Source organism: Paraliobacillus sp. X-1268 (assembly GCF_003426095.1).
Classification (GTDB): Bacteria; Bacillota; Bacilli; order Bacillales; family Amphibacillaceae; genus Paraliobacillus_A; species Paraliobacillus_A zengyii.
Genome location: NZ_QJSK01000002.1, coordinates 96019 through 113467 on the forward strand (window position 1 = coordinate 96019; position 17449 = coordinate 113467).

Below are 17449 nucleotides of genomic sequence, written 5' to 3' on the forward strand. Positions count from 1 at the left end.
TCCATAACGTGTGTATAATGAAGGGATAAGCAAAAATTTAGAGAACAGAAAGTTGATGAAATATGAGAAGTTTTCCTATTTTAAAAAACAAGATACAAGAATCATTTTCTGAACCGATTTACCGTCAAGGACAAGCCTATTTTAATAACGGACATATTCGACATCTCTATTATGAAAAAAACCAGAATAAATGGTACGGCAAAATTGTTGGAAGTGAAGAATATGCTGTTAGTATTCAGCTAAACGAAAACGATATGGCGTATGAGTGTGAGTGTTTAGCCTCTTCGGAATATGGCGAATGTAAACATATCGTTGCTTGCCTATTAGAAATAGAAAGAAGACAGGGGAATCGCAGTTATCTGCCTGATGAAAACAAACAAAAAAGGGTACAACAGAAGATGGTTAACCACTTTATTAATACCTTTTCAAATTTTTATCAATCAGAAGGCTATACGCAAGAACATATAAACAAGCATCAGGTGCATGTTGAGTTTATTGTGAAAACAATGTACCGATCATCAAGTTTATGGACACTGGAATTAAAAATAGGCATAAAACGAACCTATGTTGTGAAAGATTTGAAACAGTTTCTAAAAGCTGTTGAGCAACAAAGAAATTACTATTTTACCGATAACTATACGTATGAACCAATGGAACAAGTTTTTAAACAAGAAGATTTAGATTTGATCCATTTATTAATAGATGTAAGTCGAAACGAAGAAGCTTATATGGATCCCTATTTTTCCTATCGAAAAGAAGACCGTGTTGTATATATTCCGCCAATGGTTGTGGATGAATTTTTGTCAAAAATACTACATACTACATACACATTTGAGAATGAGGATCAAGTTTATAACCAAATAGAGCTTATTGATAAAGATCTACCATTTCATTTCAAGTTGGATAAAGGTGCAGAGGAAGAATTTCATTTAGATATTACGGAAATGATAGATATGTCGTTTTTTGAGCTTTACAATTATGTCTTAAAGGACAATTATCTTTATAAGTTAACTACCGAGCAACAAAATATCTTATTAGAGATTTCTTCTGGATTGCTTCCGACTGTACCGATCGTAAATGAAGAACAATATATTACGATCTCTTCTGATCAGATTGAGTCCTTTCTATCTATTGTAATACCTGAAATGAAAAAGGTAGGTCAGATAGAGATTGCAGACCAAATTTCGAATCAAATTATCCAATACCCATTAAAAACGAAACTATTAATTGATCGAGAAGAAGATACTTTACTAGTAGACTTAGAATATCACTATGGTGATAAAATAATTAATCCATTTAATGAGACTGAACCAGATATGGATGAAACAAAGGAATTAATGATTCGGGATACACGGAAAGAGCAACAAATTATGTCGGTTATTGAAAGTGCGTTATTAAAATATAATGGAAAAAAACTCTATGTCGAAGGTGAAGAGGAAATTTATAATTTTCTCTACCGATCCGTTCCTTTCCTAGAGGATAAAGCAGATATATTCCTAACAAATGCAGTAAAGGACCTTCTTTTACCAGAAAGCCAAGCACCAGAGACAACATTTGATTTTAATCGTGATGGAAGCTTACTTGAAGTTAGTTTTGATATGAAGGACATCGGACAAGAACATATTCAAAATATTTTAGACTCTGTCATTGAAAAGAAAAACTACTATCGTCTTCCAAATGGAATATTCGTCTCAATAGAGGGTAATGAACAGTTTCAACATATAAGACAGCTGTATTCTGAATTAAATACAAATGAAACGGATATTCGGTCAGGTTCCTTACAACTTCCAGTTTATCGCGCTTTGCAAGTTGACGATATTATCAATGAAGGAAACAAGAATAAGGTACGAATTGGGAAGCAGTTCCGTCACCTTATCCAAACATTAAAAAATCCGGATGAATTAGACTTTGAAATTCCAGCGAACTTACAAGCAGAACTTAGAGATTACCAGGAAATCGGATTTCAGTGGTTAAAAACTTTAGCACACTATTCGTTAGGTGGTATTCTTGCAGATGATATGGGCTTAGGTAAAACCGTTCAAGGGATCGCTTTCTTGCTATCTGAAAAAGAAGAGTTAAAAGAAACAAATCCAGCTTTAATTGTAGCGCCAGCCTCACTTGTTTACAATTGGAAAATGGAATTCGAAAAGTTTGCTCCTGATCTAGATGTAGAAGTGGTGATCGGAACGCCGATTGAGCGTGCAGCAATTTTGGAGAGAAAAGTTGCGCCAGATGTTTTTATCACATCTTATCCCATGTTAAGACATGATCTTGATTGGTATAAAGATGTTCAATTTAGCTCCTTTTTCTTAGATGAGGCACAAGCAGTTAAAAATGCTGCAACCAAAACATCCAAAGCAGTTCGAACTATTCGTGCACATAAACGTTTTGCTTTAAGCGGCACACCAATTGAAAATTCTTTAGATGAACTGTGGGCAATCTTCGAGGCGATTTTGCCAGGATTTTTCCCGACGCATGCATTGTTCCGTAAACTTTCACCAGAAAAAATTTCTAAAATGTCACGTCCATTTATATTAAGACGTTTAAAGAAAGATGTTTTAAAAGAGCTTCCTGACAAAATTGAATCCACACATGTATCTGAGTTAACTGTGGAACAAAAAGAATTGTATCTCGCTTATTTAGAAAGAATCCAAAGGGAAACAAAGCAATCACTAATGGATGAAGGATTAAATAAAAGTCGGATTAAAATATTAGCTGGTTTGACACGTCTACGGCAATTATGTTGTCATCCATCTTTATTTATCGAGAATTACCAAGGTTCCTCGGGTAAATTGGAACAATTAATAGACATTGTAGGTAATGCCTTAGAGAATAAAAAGCGGATGTTAATTTTCTCTCAATTCACTAGTATGCTTCACATTATAAGGGAAGAGCTTACGAGACAAGGTATTGGCTTCTTTTATATTGATGGCCAAACACCTTCTAAAGAACGCGTTGAGATGGTTGAACGATTTAACCAAGGTGAGAATGATATATTTCTTATCTCGTTAAAGGCTGGTGGAACTGGACTAAACTTAACTGGTGCAGATACGGTAATCTTGTATGACTTATGGTGGAATCCCGCTGTGGAAGATCAAGCTGCAGGAAGGGCTCATCGTATGGGACAAAAGAATGTTGTGCAAGTCATTCGTTTAATAACCAAAGGAACAATTGAGGAAAAAATTGAAAAGCTTCAACAGCGTAAAAAAGAACTGATTGAAAAAGTTATTCAACCAGGTGATACGATGCTATCGAGTATATCGGAAGACGATATTAGAGAACTGTTGAGTATATAAAAGTAAAATAAAAGGAGAGGTAGCTAAAAAGCCTCTCCGTTTTTAAAGTGAATCCAATGATATATACGGCAAACGTATAGATCATTTTTGTATGAAAAAATTAAAATACAAGAACTAATAGTTTTAGTTGTAAAGGTAACTATTTAACATTTTGACTATAAATCGGATATACGGATAAAATGCGAAATATATTAGAGACTAGTAATGGATAGAAAAGAGGTATGCTGGATGTTGAATAGTAATCCAATTGAAGCGATTCTCCAAGATCACGAGATAATGATTTTAGATGGTGCTTTAGCAACAGAGCTTGAAATACGTGGCTGTAATCTAGATGATCCACTATGGTCTGCACGTGTACTACTTGAAAACCCTGAGTTAATTTATCAAGTCCACCTTGATTATTTTCATGCAGGTGCGGACTGCGCAATAACAGCAAGCTATCAGGCAACGGTTGATGCCTTTCTAAAGCGTGGGATAGATGAAAATGACGCACTGGAGTTAATAAAGAAAACAGTTTACCTTGCAAGAAGAGCCAGAGATAACTTTTGGCGAGAAGAAGGAGCGCAAAAGAAACGACCGAAACCGCTTGTTGCAGCCTCTGTTGGACCATATGGGGCTTTCCTTGCAGATGGATCGGAGTATGTTGGTAATTACGGTGTGACAGATGAAACATTAGAAATATTTCATCGGGCTAGAATGCATGCATTAATTGAAGCGGGAGCTGACCTAATAGCATTTGAAACAATACCATCTCTACAGGAAGCAAAAGTAATAAGCCGCTTAGTAACAGAGTTTCCACATACATATGCATGGTTAACTTTTACTGTGAAAAATGAAAAAGAAATCAGTGATGGCAGTTTGTTAGCGGAATGTGTAAATGTGCTAGAGGAGAATAAGCAAATAGTCGCAATTGGTATGAACTGTTTGCCAGTTTCTATTACTACAGAAGCAATCACGAACATAGCTTCATACACAAAAAAACCAATCATTGTTTATCCAAACTCTGGTGAAACCTACGATCCGAAAACAAACAAATGGCATGGACTGAAGTCAGCTGATAGATTTGATGTGAAATCGGAAGAGTGGTTTAAAGCTGGAGCACGTATAATTGGTGGGTGTTGTAGAACAACGCCACATCATATTACAGAGCTCTCAAAGAGATGGCGTCCTTCTGTTGAACTATCGGATAGCTAAAGTAACCAGATTTAATAATGCAAAAACTAATTAGGGATTGACACAACAGTCTTTATTCGGTAAATTACTAAAGTATGTTTTATTTTAAGGAGGATACAATGGAGACTCAGAAATTGACAGAAGTAAAAATCGCAACAGCAGATCCATCTGCCCTTGGCCTATTTGGTCTTGCAATGGTAACGTTTGTAGCATCATCGCAGAAATTAGGATTAACAGAAGGACTAGCATTGATTTTACCTTGGGCATTTTTCTTAGGTGGACTAGCACAATTATTTGCTGCTGTTCAAGATGCCAAGCATAATAATATTTTTGGAACTACGGCATTTGGCGCATTTGGCCTATTTTGGTTTGGTGTCGGCACAACGTGGCTAATGCAATTAGGTGTATTCGGAGAAACATTGGCAGCAAATGCAGATACTAAACAACTTGGGTTCGCATTTATAGGTTATTTAATCCTATGTCTCTTTTTGACAATTGGAGCTATGGAAACACATAAAGTTCTATTCTTTATCTTCGTCTTTATAGACTTCTTATTTATCGGCTTATCTTTAAGTACATTTGGTGTTATGTATGAGGTGACACATATGTTAGCTGCAGTATCAGAAATGTGTATTGCCTTACTATCGTTCTACGGTGCAGGTGCAATAGTGTTAAACAAACATTTCGGATATGTGTTCCTACCAATAGGAAAGCCATTTGGGATTTTTAAAAAATAAATAAAAGTAAAAAAGATGATTCCTGCGTAATAGGAATCATCTTTTTTATTATCGATACGGTTATTTTATACTACCCCTTGTGAAACCATTGCATCGGCTACTTTAACAAATCCAGCTATGTTGGCACCAACAACGAGATTACCAGAAGCACCATATTCTTCTGAAGATTTAACGCATTCACGATAGATGTTTTTCATTATTTCTTGCAATTTCGTATCGACTTCTTGTGCTGTCCAAGCTAATCTGGCACTATTTTGTGCCATTTCTAATGCGGATACAGAAACACCACCAGCATTTGCAGCTTTAGCAGGTCCAAATAGAACGCCTTGATCAATAAATAGATCAATTGCTTCTTGTGTGGAAGGCATATTTGCACCTTCTCCAACCGCTTTTACACCATTTGATAGTAGGAGATTCGCCGCTTCTTTATCAAGTTCATTTTGTGTTGCACATGGTAATGCAATATCACATGGAAGTGACCAAATTCCTGTGCAGCCCTCTACATAGATAGCGTCCGGATGAATGGCAACATATTCGGATATTCTCTTGCTTTCGACTTCTTTTAATTGCTTGACCGTATCTAGATTTATACCACTCTTGTGATATATATAGCCACTTGAATCACTACATGCAACAACTTTTGCACCTAATTGCATTGCTTTTTGCATAGCATAAATTGATACATTACCTGAACCAGATATAACAACAGTGTTATTGTTAAAGCTTAATCCTTTACCTTTTAACATTTCATCGACAAAATAAACCAAGCCATATCCTGTTGCTTCTGTTCGGCCTAAGCTTCCACCATAATTGATGCCCTTCCCGGTTAAAACACCAGCCTCGTAAGCACCGCGTAATTTTTTGTATTGACCAAACATATAACCAATTTCTCTCGCTCCAACACCTATATCACCAGCTGGTACATCAGTATCTGGTCCGATATGTTTACTTAGCTCTGTCATGAAACTTTGACAGAAGCGCATAATTTCTAAATCTGATTTACCTTTTGGATCAAAATCAGAACCGCCTTTACCGCCACCGATTGGTTGACCAGTTAAAGAGTTTTTTAATATTTGTTCAAATCCTAAAAACTTAATAATGCTAGCGTTTACTGAAGGGTGAAATCGTAATCCACCTTTATATGGACCGATTGCGCTATTGAATTGAACACGAAATCCTCGATTTACTTTTACGTTTCCCTCATCGTCCACCCATGGGACTCTAAAGTGAATTAATCGTTCCGGCTCTACTATTCTTTCTAGAATTCCCTGTTTAATATATACTGGATTTTTAACAAGTACAGGTACTAATGAATCAAAGACTTCTTTAACAGCTTGTTGGAACTCTAATTCACCTGCATTGCGCTCTTCGACAATTTTAAATTTATGATTAACGTAATCCTTTACGATTTGAATTTGGGTTTCATCAACTTTTTCAATTACTTTGATATAAATCAGCTCCTATTACTATTTTAAAATTCAGTAAATTGCTTTTTACTGTCAATTAATTTTATAATTAATTGATTGATAGTTACAATATAAAGAAACGATTAAGTTAATGCGTTTAACGCATTGATTGTTGGAGGTGTTATCTATGGAGATGCGTCAAATCAACTATTTCATGGAAGTTGCTAAAAGAGAACATATGACAGAAGCTGCCGATGCACTACATGTCGCACAATCTTCCGTTAGTAGACAGATATCTAATTTAGAAGCTGAGCTAGGGATAGATCTTTTTATACGTGATGGAAGAAGAGTTAAATTAACGCCAATAGGTAAAATATTTTTAATGCGAATGATAAAAACGACAAACATGATGGAAGAGGCAAAAAGAGAAGTAAAAGAATACCTGAATCCAGAAAGTGGAACTGTTAGAATTGCCTTTCCAATCAGTATGGCAGCCCATACATTACCATCGGTTATCTATGCCTTTCGTATGCGATATCCAGAGGCTAAATTTCAAATGAGTAATGCGCTCTATTATGATTTAATAAATGGGGTTGTACATGGTGATTTCAATCTTGCAATGATTGCACCGATGCCGTTAAAGGAGCAGGAAACAAGAATAAGTGGGACTAATTTATTCACAGAAAATATAATAGCACTCGTACCTATTCACCACGCATTAGCAAATAGAACATCTATCAAGTTAGAAGAATTAAAAGATGATTCGTTCGTCGTTCTTCCTGAAGGTTTTGTGTTTCGTGATCAGGTTATCGAGGCGTGTAATAAAGTAGGGTTTTCACCTGAAATTGCATTTGAAGGGAAAGATATTGACGCTTTAAAAGGACTAGTTTCAGCTGGTTTAGGTGTGGCGTTAATGCCTGAGATGACACTGGTTGATAATACACCACAATCAACAATAATGGTTCCATTAAGTAACTCAAATCTATCTAGAACTGTCGGTGTAATCTATCCAACACAACGAAAGTTACTCCCGACAGAAGAGTTGTTTTATAACTTTTTACTAGAGACATATGATAAAAAAAATTAATTTAATATTGCTGATATATATATAATGTTCAGTATGTATTGGAGTTGGATGTTAGGAAACTCGAGTGTAAAATAGCAATTTTAAAATTAGCTACTATATTGTATATTTTATAATTAGATTAAAATTGGTATTATTATGATATATAGTAAATAGCAAGATAAGAAAATTATAAAGGAGAGGGATTAATTTGAAAAAGATGATAAAAGTAGTTGCTGCTATTATTGAAAATGAAAATAACGAAATACTATGTGCATTAAGATCTTCAGATATGTCTATTCCTAACACATGGGAATTTCCTGGTGGTAAAGTAGAGGAAGGTGAAGATTTATATTCTGCTGTGGTAAGGGAAATAGATGAGGAACTTGATTGTAGGATAGAAGCACAAGAATTCTTCAATGAGCATACACATGAGTACACTGCATTTATGATTAATTTAGTTGCAATTAAGTGTAAAGTTATTGAGGGTACACCTATTAGAAGTGAACACGCAAAACTTATTTGGTTAAACAGAGAAAACTTATCCTCGTTAAAATGGGCACCAGCGGATATCCCTGCTGTGGAGCAGTTAATTAAGGAAAAATAGCCTTCTTAAAATATAAGAAGGCTATTTTTCAGTACGAGTATATTAATCATTCAATCCTTTTTTAATATAATTATAAAGTTGATTATGAAGTGGTTGTTCCATAATCATATTCATACATACTACAGGAAGCTCTTTGCCATTTTTATCTGCCATTGTAGTTTGACTAACACTTTGTTTATCAGGCCTTGCTGTACCTAAGTAATAAAAATCTGTACCTTCATCATCGTCCTTTTTAACAAAAAGATGAATAGTATTATCCATGCTTGATGCGTGTATAATTTTTTGGACTTCTTCTGATTTTAAAGTCCTATTACTTCTAGAGAACCATTTAAGTACTTCATGATTTAGAAACTCATCACCATAATTCACACTAGAATCAATATTATCATTTTTATGATAGGTGATAAATATTGGGCAAGTATTATGTTTTGGTTTATATCCATACATAGTAGAACTTTCATCTTTTTCCCAGTTTAATAGTTTGCAAGCATCTTTTCTTGAATATTTCTCATATAACGTTAGTTGTTTATTACGTTGGTAGGATTTATTTTTTTCTTTGGCACTATTAACAATATCAACAACTAATTTATTAAAGTATTTATTGTTTTGTAGATTTTTCATAATCTGTTCGTTGAATAGATAATTATTTTCTGTATTCAGATAAATTATTGGTATATCTCCGTACTTTTTTGTACAGTTTTTGGTAAAGAAAGATAAATTAAATATGCTATTCACGGAGGCGATTGTTGAATTATCAACTGCACATCCCATGTCTTTTAGGTGATTGATGTACTCTTTATATTCCACTTTTCCCTTACGTAACAATAAATCTAATAATATAATTTCATGACTTCTTTTACCGTCTAGAACTTCTAAAGATAGCATGGACAACACATTATTCTCATATTCTGTTAACGAAGGGGCTTCTTTTAATACTTTCAATAAAAATTGATGGTAATTAAAATATTTCTCTGTTATGACAATAGGATCGATGGACTGATTCAATATAAAGTCATATAAGTATGGAACCCTACCAATTTTGTTTCTTAATTCACTAAAGGCATCTTTAAAAAGTTTCAATGTAGTTAGGTTACTATTATTTATTGCATTAAAGATGCGCTTTTTTGCTATTTCTTCAAAGTTAATCGTTGAGACACCTTTGATGTAACTGGTGTTGGTAGTTTTTCTGCGAATATTGTCTTTGTTTTGTGACTTATCTCCTGAAAGAGCTACAGGTATAAGGTAGTTATTGTTATAATTTCCAATAAAATCAATAATAGTAACGAAATCTTTTGAATCATGCTTACGTAATCCTCTACCAAGCTGCTGGATGAAGATAATACTTGATTTCGTTTGTCTTATCATTACAACTTGATTAACGCTAGGGATATCAATCCCTTCGTTGAAAATATCTACAGTTAAAATATAATCTAGTTTACCACTTTCAAGTTGATTTACTCGAAGTGCTCGTTCTTCCTGCGAATGATCTCCAACTAGTGAAACTGTGCGTAAACCTCTATTGTTTAATGCTATAGATAAAGTCCGCGCTTCGTCTTTCCTGCTACAGAATATTAATCCTTTCACTTTATCGCCGGAAAACCCATAGTAGTTAATTTTTTCAAGCATATGGTTCACACGTTCACTTGTTACAAGCTTTGATAAGATTGTGGCGTCATCGATTATTTCACCATTATAGTCTAAATCTGTAACCCCAAAATAATGGAATGAACAGAGCATATCTTCTTCCAACGCTTCTTGCAATCGAATCTCATATGCAATATTGTAGTCAAATAATTCATATATATTGAAATCGTCTGTCCGTTCAGGTGTAGCTGTCATTCCCATCAAAAATTTTGGTTTAAAGTATTTTATTACGTTAAGATAAGACTGAGCACCTGCTTTATGAACCTCATCTATTAATATATAATCAAATGTATCTTTTTTAAATTGTTCCATGTATTCCTTTTTTGAAATGGTTTGAATTGTCGCGAAGATATATTTTGCTTCTGTTTGTTTCGTTGAGCCAGAAATGATCCCAAAATCTTTATCGATACCACCAAGTATTCTTTGGAAATCTGATTTAGCTTTATTGAGAATTTGTTCTCGATGAACAATGAAGAGCATACGTTTAGGCCTAAAACTTCTTACATCAAAGGCTGAGAGATATGTTTTTCCTGTTCCTGTCGCAGAGATTATAAGTCCCTTGTTTTCACCCTTTACACGTAGTGATTGAATTTGCTTTAATGCTGCTTGCTGCATTTTATTAGGGACAATCTGTAAAGCATCTTTAATAGTGTTAGTAGAATAACTAGTAGGTAACTCTATTAACTTATCATCTTCTCTAGTTACTATTTCATTTACATAGACCTCTTCGTAGCTTTCTATCCACTGCTCAGTTAATGCTTGTGCATTACTCCAGACCTCTTCAAATTGATTTTTGAAATGGTGAACGATATCTCCATTATCATGTGAAGTAAGTTTTATATTCCATTCATAATTCACCTTAAGAGCTTGAGCTGTTAAATTGGAGCTTCCAACTATTAAGGAGTAATGGTTTTGGTTTTTAAATATATATCCCTTGGAATGAAATCCTGCTATATCGGTCAATCTAACTTCAACATTCTTTATTTTCAACAGTTCTTTAAATACTTTGGGATTATTAAATTTTAAAAATGTTGAGGTCAGTATTCGTCCTTGTACTCCTTTATTCTTAATATCTAATAAATGCGATTTTAATGTTGCGAGACCGCTCTCTGTAATGAAAGCAACTGAAAAAATAAAGGAACTACTATTTTCTAATTCTTCTAATAGTGAATCCAATACATTTATATTACTTTTTGGATCATTAATTAAAAGTTTTGGCATATAACTTCCGGAAGTACTATGATTTTGATTTATAAATCCCTTATGTAATGAATTTTCTAGATTTTTAATGAAATCTTCCATGTTATTCTCCATTCACATTAATAGTATGATTTTTTTGTGTAATAATTCTTTAGTGAAGTGCTTTCTCATCGAAAATAAAGCTTCCTTTGTTATCCGTTTCTAAATTTACGAAACCGTCTTTAATTAGTTATTTATGCTCTAATTTTAATGGAGTAAATAATTAAATTTGAACAAATATGTATAATAGTAGTATATAGTTTTTATCTTAACATAGCTGTCCATAAATATTACAATAACATTCGATCATTCTAAACGATTAAATTTTTAGGTGTTGCTAAAGATAAAGCATAGTAATATCCTAAAGTCCTTTAAATAGAACAGGAGTAAGAAAATTTTTAAGCAACTGCTTATAAACAAGCGCATTTAAGATCATTTATAAGAATAAATGTTTTATTCATTTTGCACTGTATTAAATAAGCATATATGTAAGCTCTACAGGTCTAATCTCATTTTATTTGTACTAAATACTATGTTAGAATTTTTAACAGTGCGATTGAAAAAATTCTATAAAACAACTATCAGGAGGAGATTACGATCTCATTTGAAATGGCACCAAAATGTGAAACGTGTAGACTTGTAGCAACAACAAAGGTTGAAGATGAAATACTATTAACTGTTCTTCATAGTGAGGATGGATTTGTTTACTTTAACTTAACTGATATAGAAAACCAACGTGAAGATATTCAAGTGTATATAACAGAACTACAGCCGAAAATCCTATCAGGAGCGTATTGTGCTGAGTTAATTGATATGGAAAAAGAAGAAGTATGTTGTTAAATGTAAGCCCCTCATTGAGGGGCTTTTTTATTGCATTTTATTTTAACAAAGTACATGTTTATTATGCCAAAGAGCTTGGAGATTATGTTCACTATATGATGTGGAAATATATAGATCGAATATTTTGGTTATAGATTCAATGTTAAATATGCAAGAAAATTCACTGATAATTTCTTGATTTACTGCACAATTCACTTTCTTCATATCCGTTCACCACTAATTTATACTTCTGTGAAAAATATCCATTAATAATCATATCCAGAGTAATAAAATAATTTTTTTGAGGAGAGTCTTTATGCCACAACAAATTGATGTAAATCAATTAGATCAAGCAAAAGGTAGTGCAGCATTGACGAAAGAACTATTAACACAAGCTATTGAAAAGTCATCGTCAGATCAAGCGATGTCAAAAGAAGCAATTAAACAAGCGCAAACTGAACTTGCACAGGCACAAACTGCAGTTAGCCAAGTACAAAGTTCTATAATGGCTCAAGAACAACAGCAACAAGCAAAACCCGAATAACCTTCTTTATTTTATTACAGTAAAGGCGTTTCATGCGCCAAAATGCTAGATATTTTTGTCTAAACTACTACCAATAGGGTGATCTAAGGGAGCCTGGCATTAAGCTGAGGCTCCTTTAGAGGTTCTTTAAAAAGGTTTGTAACACAATTGTCATTACTTTCGTTGATTTGCTATTGAATCGATATATTACTTTTCATTACAATTAAAGATGTATTTAAAATACACTTTTTAAACAATAAAGTATAAAAGGGGAGTTAGTATGACAATTCAAGACCAACCTATCTTAGATGAAAAAACAATACGAATTGTGAAATCAACAGTACCAGTGCTTGAAGTTCATGGTGAAAGTATTACGAGCCGATTTTATCAACGACTTTTTGAAAACCATCCAGAATTAAAAAACATATTCAATCAAACGAATCAACAAAAGGGAAAACAATCAAAAGCATTAGCGGGTGCTGTTTATGCTGCAGCTGTTCATATTGACAATCTAGAAGCTATTTTGCCAGCAGTTAAACAAATTGCTCATAAACATAGAAGTCTGAACATTTTACCTGAACATTATCCGATTGTAGGTGAAAATTTATTAGCTGCGATAAAAGAGGTTCTTGGTGATGCTGCAACAGACGATATTATAAATGCATGGGGAGAAGCATATGGTGTTATTGCTGATGTATTTATTCAAGTTGAGGTTGATATGTATAAGGAAAACGAAGAAAAAATAGGAGGATGGAAGGGATATCGTGACTTTAATGTAATCAAAAAGGTAAAAGAAAGTGATGTTATCACCTCGTTTTATTTGAAACCAAGTGACAATGGATCTATACCATTTTATCAAGCAGGGCAATACATAACAGTCAAGATAGAAAAAGAGGGCGCACCTTATAACTTCTTGCGCCAATATAGTTTGTCTAGTAAATCCAACGATAATTATTTTAGAATAAGTGTTAAACGTGAAGCTGGAATAGATGGAAATCCAGATGGTGTTGTATCAACATATTTGCATGATACAGTAGAAGAAGGTGATACGCTTCCTTTGAGTGCGCCTTCAGGGGACTTTTTTCTAGTAGAAAGCGAGAAACCACTCGTCTTAATTAGTGGTGGTGTTGGATTAACACCTTTAGTTAGCATGTTAGAAACAGCTGTTGCAGAACAACCGAATCGACCAATTTATTTTATTCATGCTACACAAAATAGTAATGTGCACGGTTTAAGAGATGCGGTCAAAGATATTACAGATAAGTTCAGTAACGTAAGTAGTTATGTAGTATACGATAATCCGTTGGAAGATGACCAGTTTGATAAAGAAGGATATGTAGATTTACCTTGGCTTCAATCTATTATTCCAACAAACCAAGCTTCATTTTACTTCTGCGGTCCAGAAGGATTCATGCGCGTCATTAATCGAGCATTAAAAGAGTGGAATGTTGAGGAAGAAGAAATACATTTTGAATTCTTTGGTCCTGCTGGGAGTCTTGAATAAATAATAAGTTATAATAAGAGTTTAATGATATTCTTGTTCAACTCAAAACAGCGCGTGCATTCTCTATTAAATAATTTTGTTATTTTTACCAAAGTTTATAAGTGCTTCATAGGGGTCCCCTTCTAATCCTAGAACTTCACAAAATGCAGGCTCCGTTTTATATCCCTTTCGTTTAAGTAATATCACTTTTTCTTTTATAGAGGGATGGTTAGTCATTAAGAAGTCTTCAATTACCATATGTAGATAAGCATGTTGTTTTTTTACGTATTGAGGTTGACCAAATAACTCAAATTCAAATCCTTGAAAAAAGAAATTCGCTTTTGAAACGTTGATATTCCTAATCACGGACTTTTTAAATAAAAACTTTTCTTTATCGCCATATAAAGACTTTACCTTTTTCTCAAACTTGTTTGGGTCAAAAACTTTCATAATAATATCTAAGTCAGAATCCTCCATATCAATTCCAATCGGCAAGGTACCACATAAGATTGGGTTATATTCCGATAAGTTTCTGATAATTCTTAGACTATTTATCGCTTCATAGGCAAGGTGCTGTTTCTTATTGCCACGTTCTAAATAGCCGATTGTCTCAAACATATAGATTCCCCCTACATCGAAAATGATAATACAATTATTTGAGAAGAAAATTGATCAACTATAAATTACAATATCTAATTATCGTTTTCTATCTTTCGTTACGGCTAGCACCCACCAAATTAACACAAATTGGATTGGTAGTCTTATCCATAGTGCAAGTGATGGGATACTAGTATATTGCTCTGCTGTTAATGCCATATAAATATTAACAGGAAATACTAGTAGTAAGAATACTGTTGCCAAAACTCCGGTCTTCCTTCTTGTATTTGGATATAGTAAAAATAATGCTAGTAAAATTTCGACCATTCCAGACAAATATATTACAGTATAGGGAAACGGGGTCCGGGGTCCACTCTGGTAAGGCAGAAAGGAAAAAGTCAGCCATAAGAAAATGGCCAATTCCAGCTATTAAAAATAAAAGTGCGAACAAATATAAACCAATGATTTTATACATATAGATCTCCTTTAGTTAAAGCTTGTTTTGTTAGCGTTTTAGTTAAAATGCTCCTTATGTTGTTTGATTTCCGGTTACTCGATCTATCAAAAAGACTTGCCTGCGGAAAGCGACTGCCCGAATTGAAAATATATATAGATAAAAGCACCCACAATTCGTGTAAAACAATGTGGGTGCTACATATTGTTATTTACTTCTTGGCTGCTTTGCTAGCTTTTTCATTGATAAATAAAGCAATGATAACACCTAAAATTGCTAAAATAGAAGCAAATAGAAATGCGTTATTATAACCATTTAGCATAGCGTCATTAGCCAGTTGTAACTTTGCCTCACTCTGTGATAGTTCTGCCAATGCTGACATGTCAGGTTCATAATTAGAAATACCAGTTGATAATATAGTGAACAATATGGCTGTTCCAATAGAACCAGCAACTTGTTGCATTGTGTTAGCCATCGCTGAACCATGTGCATGCCAACTATCTGGAATTTGATTTAAGCCAGCTGTCATAACAGGCATCATAGCCATTGCAAGTCCAAACATACGAATTGCATAAATGGTTGATATGAATACTAATGGTGTATCCATTGAAAGGTTGGTAAAAACAAATGTCGTAACTGCTACGATAGTTAATCCAGGTACAGCAAGTACTCTTGCACCATATTTATCAAATAGCATACCGGTAATAGGAGACATAATTCCCATTACAATTGCACCAGGGAGTAACATTAACCCTGAATCAAGTGGAGAGAAACCTCGTAATGTCTGTATATACATAGGTAAAATCATTTCGGCACCAATCATCGACATCATTACAATCATGGTGATAATAAGTGATAATGTGAAGATGTTAAATTTAAATACTCTAAATTGCAACAACGGTGTCTTTAATTTTAATTGTCTCCATATGAATAGTCCAAGAATGACTGCCCCAGCTATAATAGAAATAACTACAATCTCACTAGACCAACCTTTTTCTCCAGCAGTACTGAATCCATATAATAATCCACCAAAACCAAATGAAGATAACAAAATTGATAGAATATCAATTTTGGGTTTGGTAACTTTCGTAACGTTTTTAACCGAAAAGATAGCTAAAATAATTGTTAAAATAACGATGGGTAATACGACATAAAAAAGTGAACGCCATGAGTAGTATTGTAATAATAATCCTGATAAAGTTGGTCCGATTGCTGGTCCAAAGGAAATGACAACTCCAGCCATACCCATTGCTGCTCCACGTCGTGCCTTAGGAATAACAGTTAAAATTACTGTCATCATAAGTGGTAACATAATTCCAGAACCAGTAGCCTGCACGATCCGACCTGCTAATAATACCGGAAACGTGTGAGCGAACGCACTAATTGTTGTACCTATTCCAAAAACAGTAAAAGCGGTTAAAAACAATTTCCTTGTTGAAAAAGTCTCAATTAAAAAGGCGGTAATGGGTATCATAATTCCGTTTGTTAATAGAAAGGCAGTGGTGAGCCATTGGACCTTGTTTTGTGTTACATCTAAATCAACCATAATACTAGGTAATGCAGTTGCAAGTAACGTTTCATTTAAGATACCGACAAAGGCACCAATTAACATTACTGCTAACATTGCTCCCATTTTTTCATTTTCTACTTTATCTTGCTTTATTGCTTGTGACATAAATTATTTCTCCCCCTCGATCAAGTTATGAACTAACTTTTCGAATTGTAATATTTTTTTCTCTAATTCAGGTTGTGTCTTTAAATATAAGGACAATGCTTCTATTAGATATAAAGCAGGGACCTCTTGTTGACATTCTTTTCGAAGGTTAGTTAAGCAATCCAATAACTTCTCTTTTTCGTTATCAGAAATGGTTAATCTCTCCACTTTAGGCTTTAGCATCGAGAGCATATCATCTAGCTGTTCAGCTATTGAAACATGACTTGTTCGATTTGAGTTACATAACAGTTCCTCGTTTAGAATTGGTTCCATATTTACTATTGATTCAGCAAGTGTATCCATATGGGCAACGATAAATTTGGTGAGCTTTTTAATAGAGATCGTTATACCTTGAAAGACAATGAGTGAGATATACTCTTTCATCATACCTTCAAGAATAGTCGTTAAATCCCAAACCGTTGCTTTGATTCGTTCACCATAGACTTCTAAAAGTTCATCTTTATGTCGTTTAATTAAACGTATACGAAAATCCTCATTTATTTTAGACATGACATCGTCATTTTTGTGTGGAAACTCTTTGAACATTATTAACAAAAAGGAGCGATCTCGGTGGATTTGTTCTAACTCAATTTCTAACTTCTTCGTGAATACTTCTTTTTTAGTTAACGAAGTAGATAAGTGAAGTGAATCCAATTTTTGATATAATTCTTCATGATTATTTTTCATTAATTCA

The 17449-nt window shown here is 33.8% G+C and carries 14 protein-coding genes; 8 read left to right on the forward strand and 6 right to left on the reverse strand.

Annotated features, from left to right (window positions below):
* The first annotated feature begins 62 nt into the window (after positions 1 to 62).
* From D2K62_RS05100 to D2K62_RS05110, 3 genes are all read left to right on the forward strand, one after another.
* A complete protein-coding gene (locus tag D2K62_RS05100; RefSeq protein WP_117161043.1) occupies positions 63 to 3296 on the forward strand; it encodes a DEAD/DEAH box helicase in 3234 nt (1077 codons plus the stop codon).
* Between the two features lie 228 nt (positions 3297 to 3524).
* Positions 3525 to 4490 carry a homocysteine S-methyltransferase gene (gene mmuM / locus D2K62_RS05105; RefSeq protein ID WP_117161044.1) on the forward strand — a complete coding sequence of 322 codons (966 nt, stop codon included), beginning with the start codon at positions 3525 to 3527 and terminating at the stop codon, positions 4488 to 4490.
* Positions 4491 to 4588: 98 nt separating this feature from the next.
* Positions 4589 to 5206 (forward strand): acetate uptake transporter, encoded by a 618-nt coding sequence (locus D2K62_RS05110; RefSeq protein ID WP_117161045.1) that lies wholly within the window; start codon positions 4589 to 4591, stop codon positions 5204 to 5206.
* A 65-nt stretch (positions 5207 to 5271) separates the two neighbouring features.
* On the opposite strand, the gene gdhA is transcribed toward D2K62_RS05110, so the two are convergent.
* Positions 5272 to 6654, reverse strand: a complete 1383-nt coding sequence (gene gdhA, locus D2K62_RS05115) for an NADP-specific glutamate dehydrogenase (RefSeq protein ID WP_117161046.1) — start codon at positions 6652 to 6654, stop codon at positions 5272 to 5274.
* 145 nt (positions 6655 to 6799) lie between these two features.
* Between gdhA and gltC the strand changes: the two genes are divergently transcribed.
* Positions 6800 to 7699, forward strand: a complete 900-nt coding sequence (gene gltC / locus D2K62_RS05120; RefSeq protein WP_117161047.1) for a glutamate biosynthesis transcriptional regulator GltC — start codon at positions 6800 to 6802, stop codon at positions 7697 to 7699.
* A 187-nt stretch (positions 7700 to 7886) separates the two neighbouring features.
* On the forward strand, positions 7887 to 8282 hold the full coding sequence (locus D2K62_RS05125; protein ID WP_117161048.1) for a (deoxy)nucleoside triphosphate pyrophosphohydrolase: 396 nt from the start codon (positions 7887 to 7889) through the stop codon (positions 8280 to 8282).
* Positions 8283 to 8324: 42 nt separating this feature from the next.
* Here the strand turns inward: D2K62_RS05125 and D2K62_RS05130 are convergent, their stop codons facing one another.
* Positions 8325 to 11228, reverse strand: a complete 2904-nt coding sequence (locus D2K62_RS05130) for a DEAD/DEAH box helicase (RefSeq protein ID WP_117161049.1) — start codon at positions 11226 to 11228, stop codon at positions 8325 to 8327.
* Positions 11229 to 11774: 546 nt separating this feature from the next.
* Here D2K62_RS05130 and D2K62_RS05135 point away from each other — a divergent pair.
* From D2K62_RS05135 to hmpA, 3 genes are all read left to right on the forward strand, one after another.
* On the forward strand, positions 11775 to 12005 hold the full coding sequence (locus tag D2K62_RS05135) for a hypothetical protein (RefSeq protein ID WP_112182449.1): 231 nt from the start codon (positions 11775 to 11777) through the stop codon (positions 12003 to 12005).
* Positions 12006 to 12300: 295 nt separating this feature from the next.
* Complete coding sequence (locus D2K62_RS05140; protein ID WP_112182448.1) at positions 12301 to 12528, forward strand: hypothetical protein; 228 nt, start codon at positions 12301 to 12303, stop codon at positions 12526 to 12528.
* A 259-nt stretch (positions 12529 to 12787) separates the two neighbouring features.
* A complete protein-coding gene (hmpA, locus tag D2K62_RS05145) occupies positions 12788 to 14011 on the forward strand; it encodes an NO-inducible flavohemoprotein (RefSeq protein ID WP_232827967.1) in 1224 nt (407 codons plus the stop codon).
* A 66-nt stretch (positions 14012 to 14077) separates the two neighbouring features.
* Here hmpA and D2K62_RS05150 read toward each other — a convergent pair whose 3' ends face one another.
* The 4 genes from D2K62_RS05150 to D2K62_RS05165 all read right to left on the reverse strand — a co-directional run bounded on the left by D2K62_RS05150 (position 14078) and on the right by D2K62_RS05165 (position 17442).
* Entirely contained in the window at positions 14078 to 14608 is a 531-nt protein-coding gene (locus D2K62_RS05150; RefSeq protein ID WP_112182447.1) for a DUF4269 domain-containing protein, read from the reverse strand.
* 78 nt (positions 14609 to 14686) lie between these two features.
* A complete protein-coding gene (locus D2K62_RS19060) occupies positions 14687 to 14851 on the reverse strand; it encodes a DoxX family protein (protein WP_232827968.1) in 165 nt (54 codons plus the stop codon).
* Positions 14852 to 15252: 401 nt separating this feature from the next.
* Complete coding sequence (locus D2K62_RS05160) at positions 15253 to 16716, reverse strand: MDR family MFS transporter (RefSeq protein ID WP_117161050.1); 1464 nt, start codon at positions 16714 to 16716, stop codon at positions 15253 to 15255.
* Positions 16717 to 16719: 3 nt separating this feature from the next.
* Complete coding sequence (locus D2K62_RS05165; protein WP_232824075.1) at positions 16720 to 17442, reverse strand: hypothetical protein; 723 nt, start codon at positions 17440 to 17442, stop codon at positions 16720 to 16722.
* Positions 17443 to 17449: the final 7 nt, after the last annotated feature.

What these genes read in the sequence shown, in the direction of transcription:
- D2K62_RS05100 (WP_117161043.1), top strand. Translation starts at nt 63, where the DNA reads ATGAGAAGTTTTCCTATTTTAAAAAACAAGATACAAGAATCATTTTCT.
- mmuM (WP_117161044.1), top strand. Translation starts at nt 3,525, where the DNA reads ATGTTGAATAGTAATCCAATTGAAGCGATTCTCCAAGATCACGAGATA.
- D2K62_RS05110 (WP_117161045.1), top strand. Translation starts at nt 4,589, where the DNA reads ATGGAGACTCAGAAATTGACAGAAGTAAAAATCGCAACAGCAGATCCA.
- gltC (WP_117161047.1), top strand. Translation starts at nt 6,800, where the DNA reads ATGGAGATGCGTCAAATCAACTATTTCATGGAAGTTGCTAAAAGAGAA.
- D2K62_RS05130 (WP_117161049.1), bottom strand. Translation starts at nt 11,228, where the DNA reads ATGGAAGATTTCATTAAAAATCTAGAAAATTCATTACATAAGGGATTT.
- D2K62_RS05135 (WP_112182449.1), top strand. Translation starts at nt 11,775, where the DNA reads ATGGCACCAAAATGTGAAACGTGTAGACTTGTAGCAACAACAAAGGTT.
- D2K62_RS05140 (WP_112182448.1), top strand. Translation starts at nt 12,301, where the DNA reads ATGCCACAACAAATTGATGTAAATCAATTAGATCAAGCAAAAGGTAGT.
- hmpA (WP_232827967.1), top strand. Translation starts at nt 12,788, where the DNA reads ATGACAATTCAAGACCAACCTATCTTAGATGAAAAAACAATACGAATT.
- D2K62_RS05150 (WP_112182447.1), bottom strand. Translation starts at nt 14,608, where the DNA reads ATGTTTGAGACAATCGGCTATTTAGAACGTGGCAATAAGAAACAGCAC.
- D2K62_RS05160 (WP_117161050.1), bottom strand. Translation starts at nt 16,716, where the DNA reads ATGTCACAAGCAATAAAGCAAGATAAAGTAGAAAATGAAAAAATGGGA.
- D2K62_RS05165 (WP_232824075.1), bottom strand. Translation starts at nt 17,442, where the DNA reads ATGAAAAATAATCATGAAGAATTATATCAAAAATTGGATTCACTTCAC.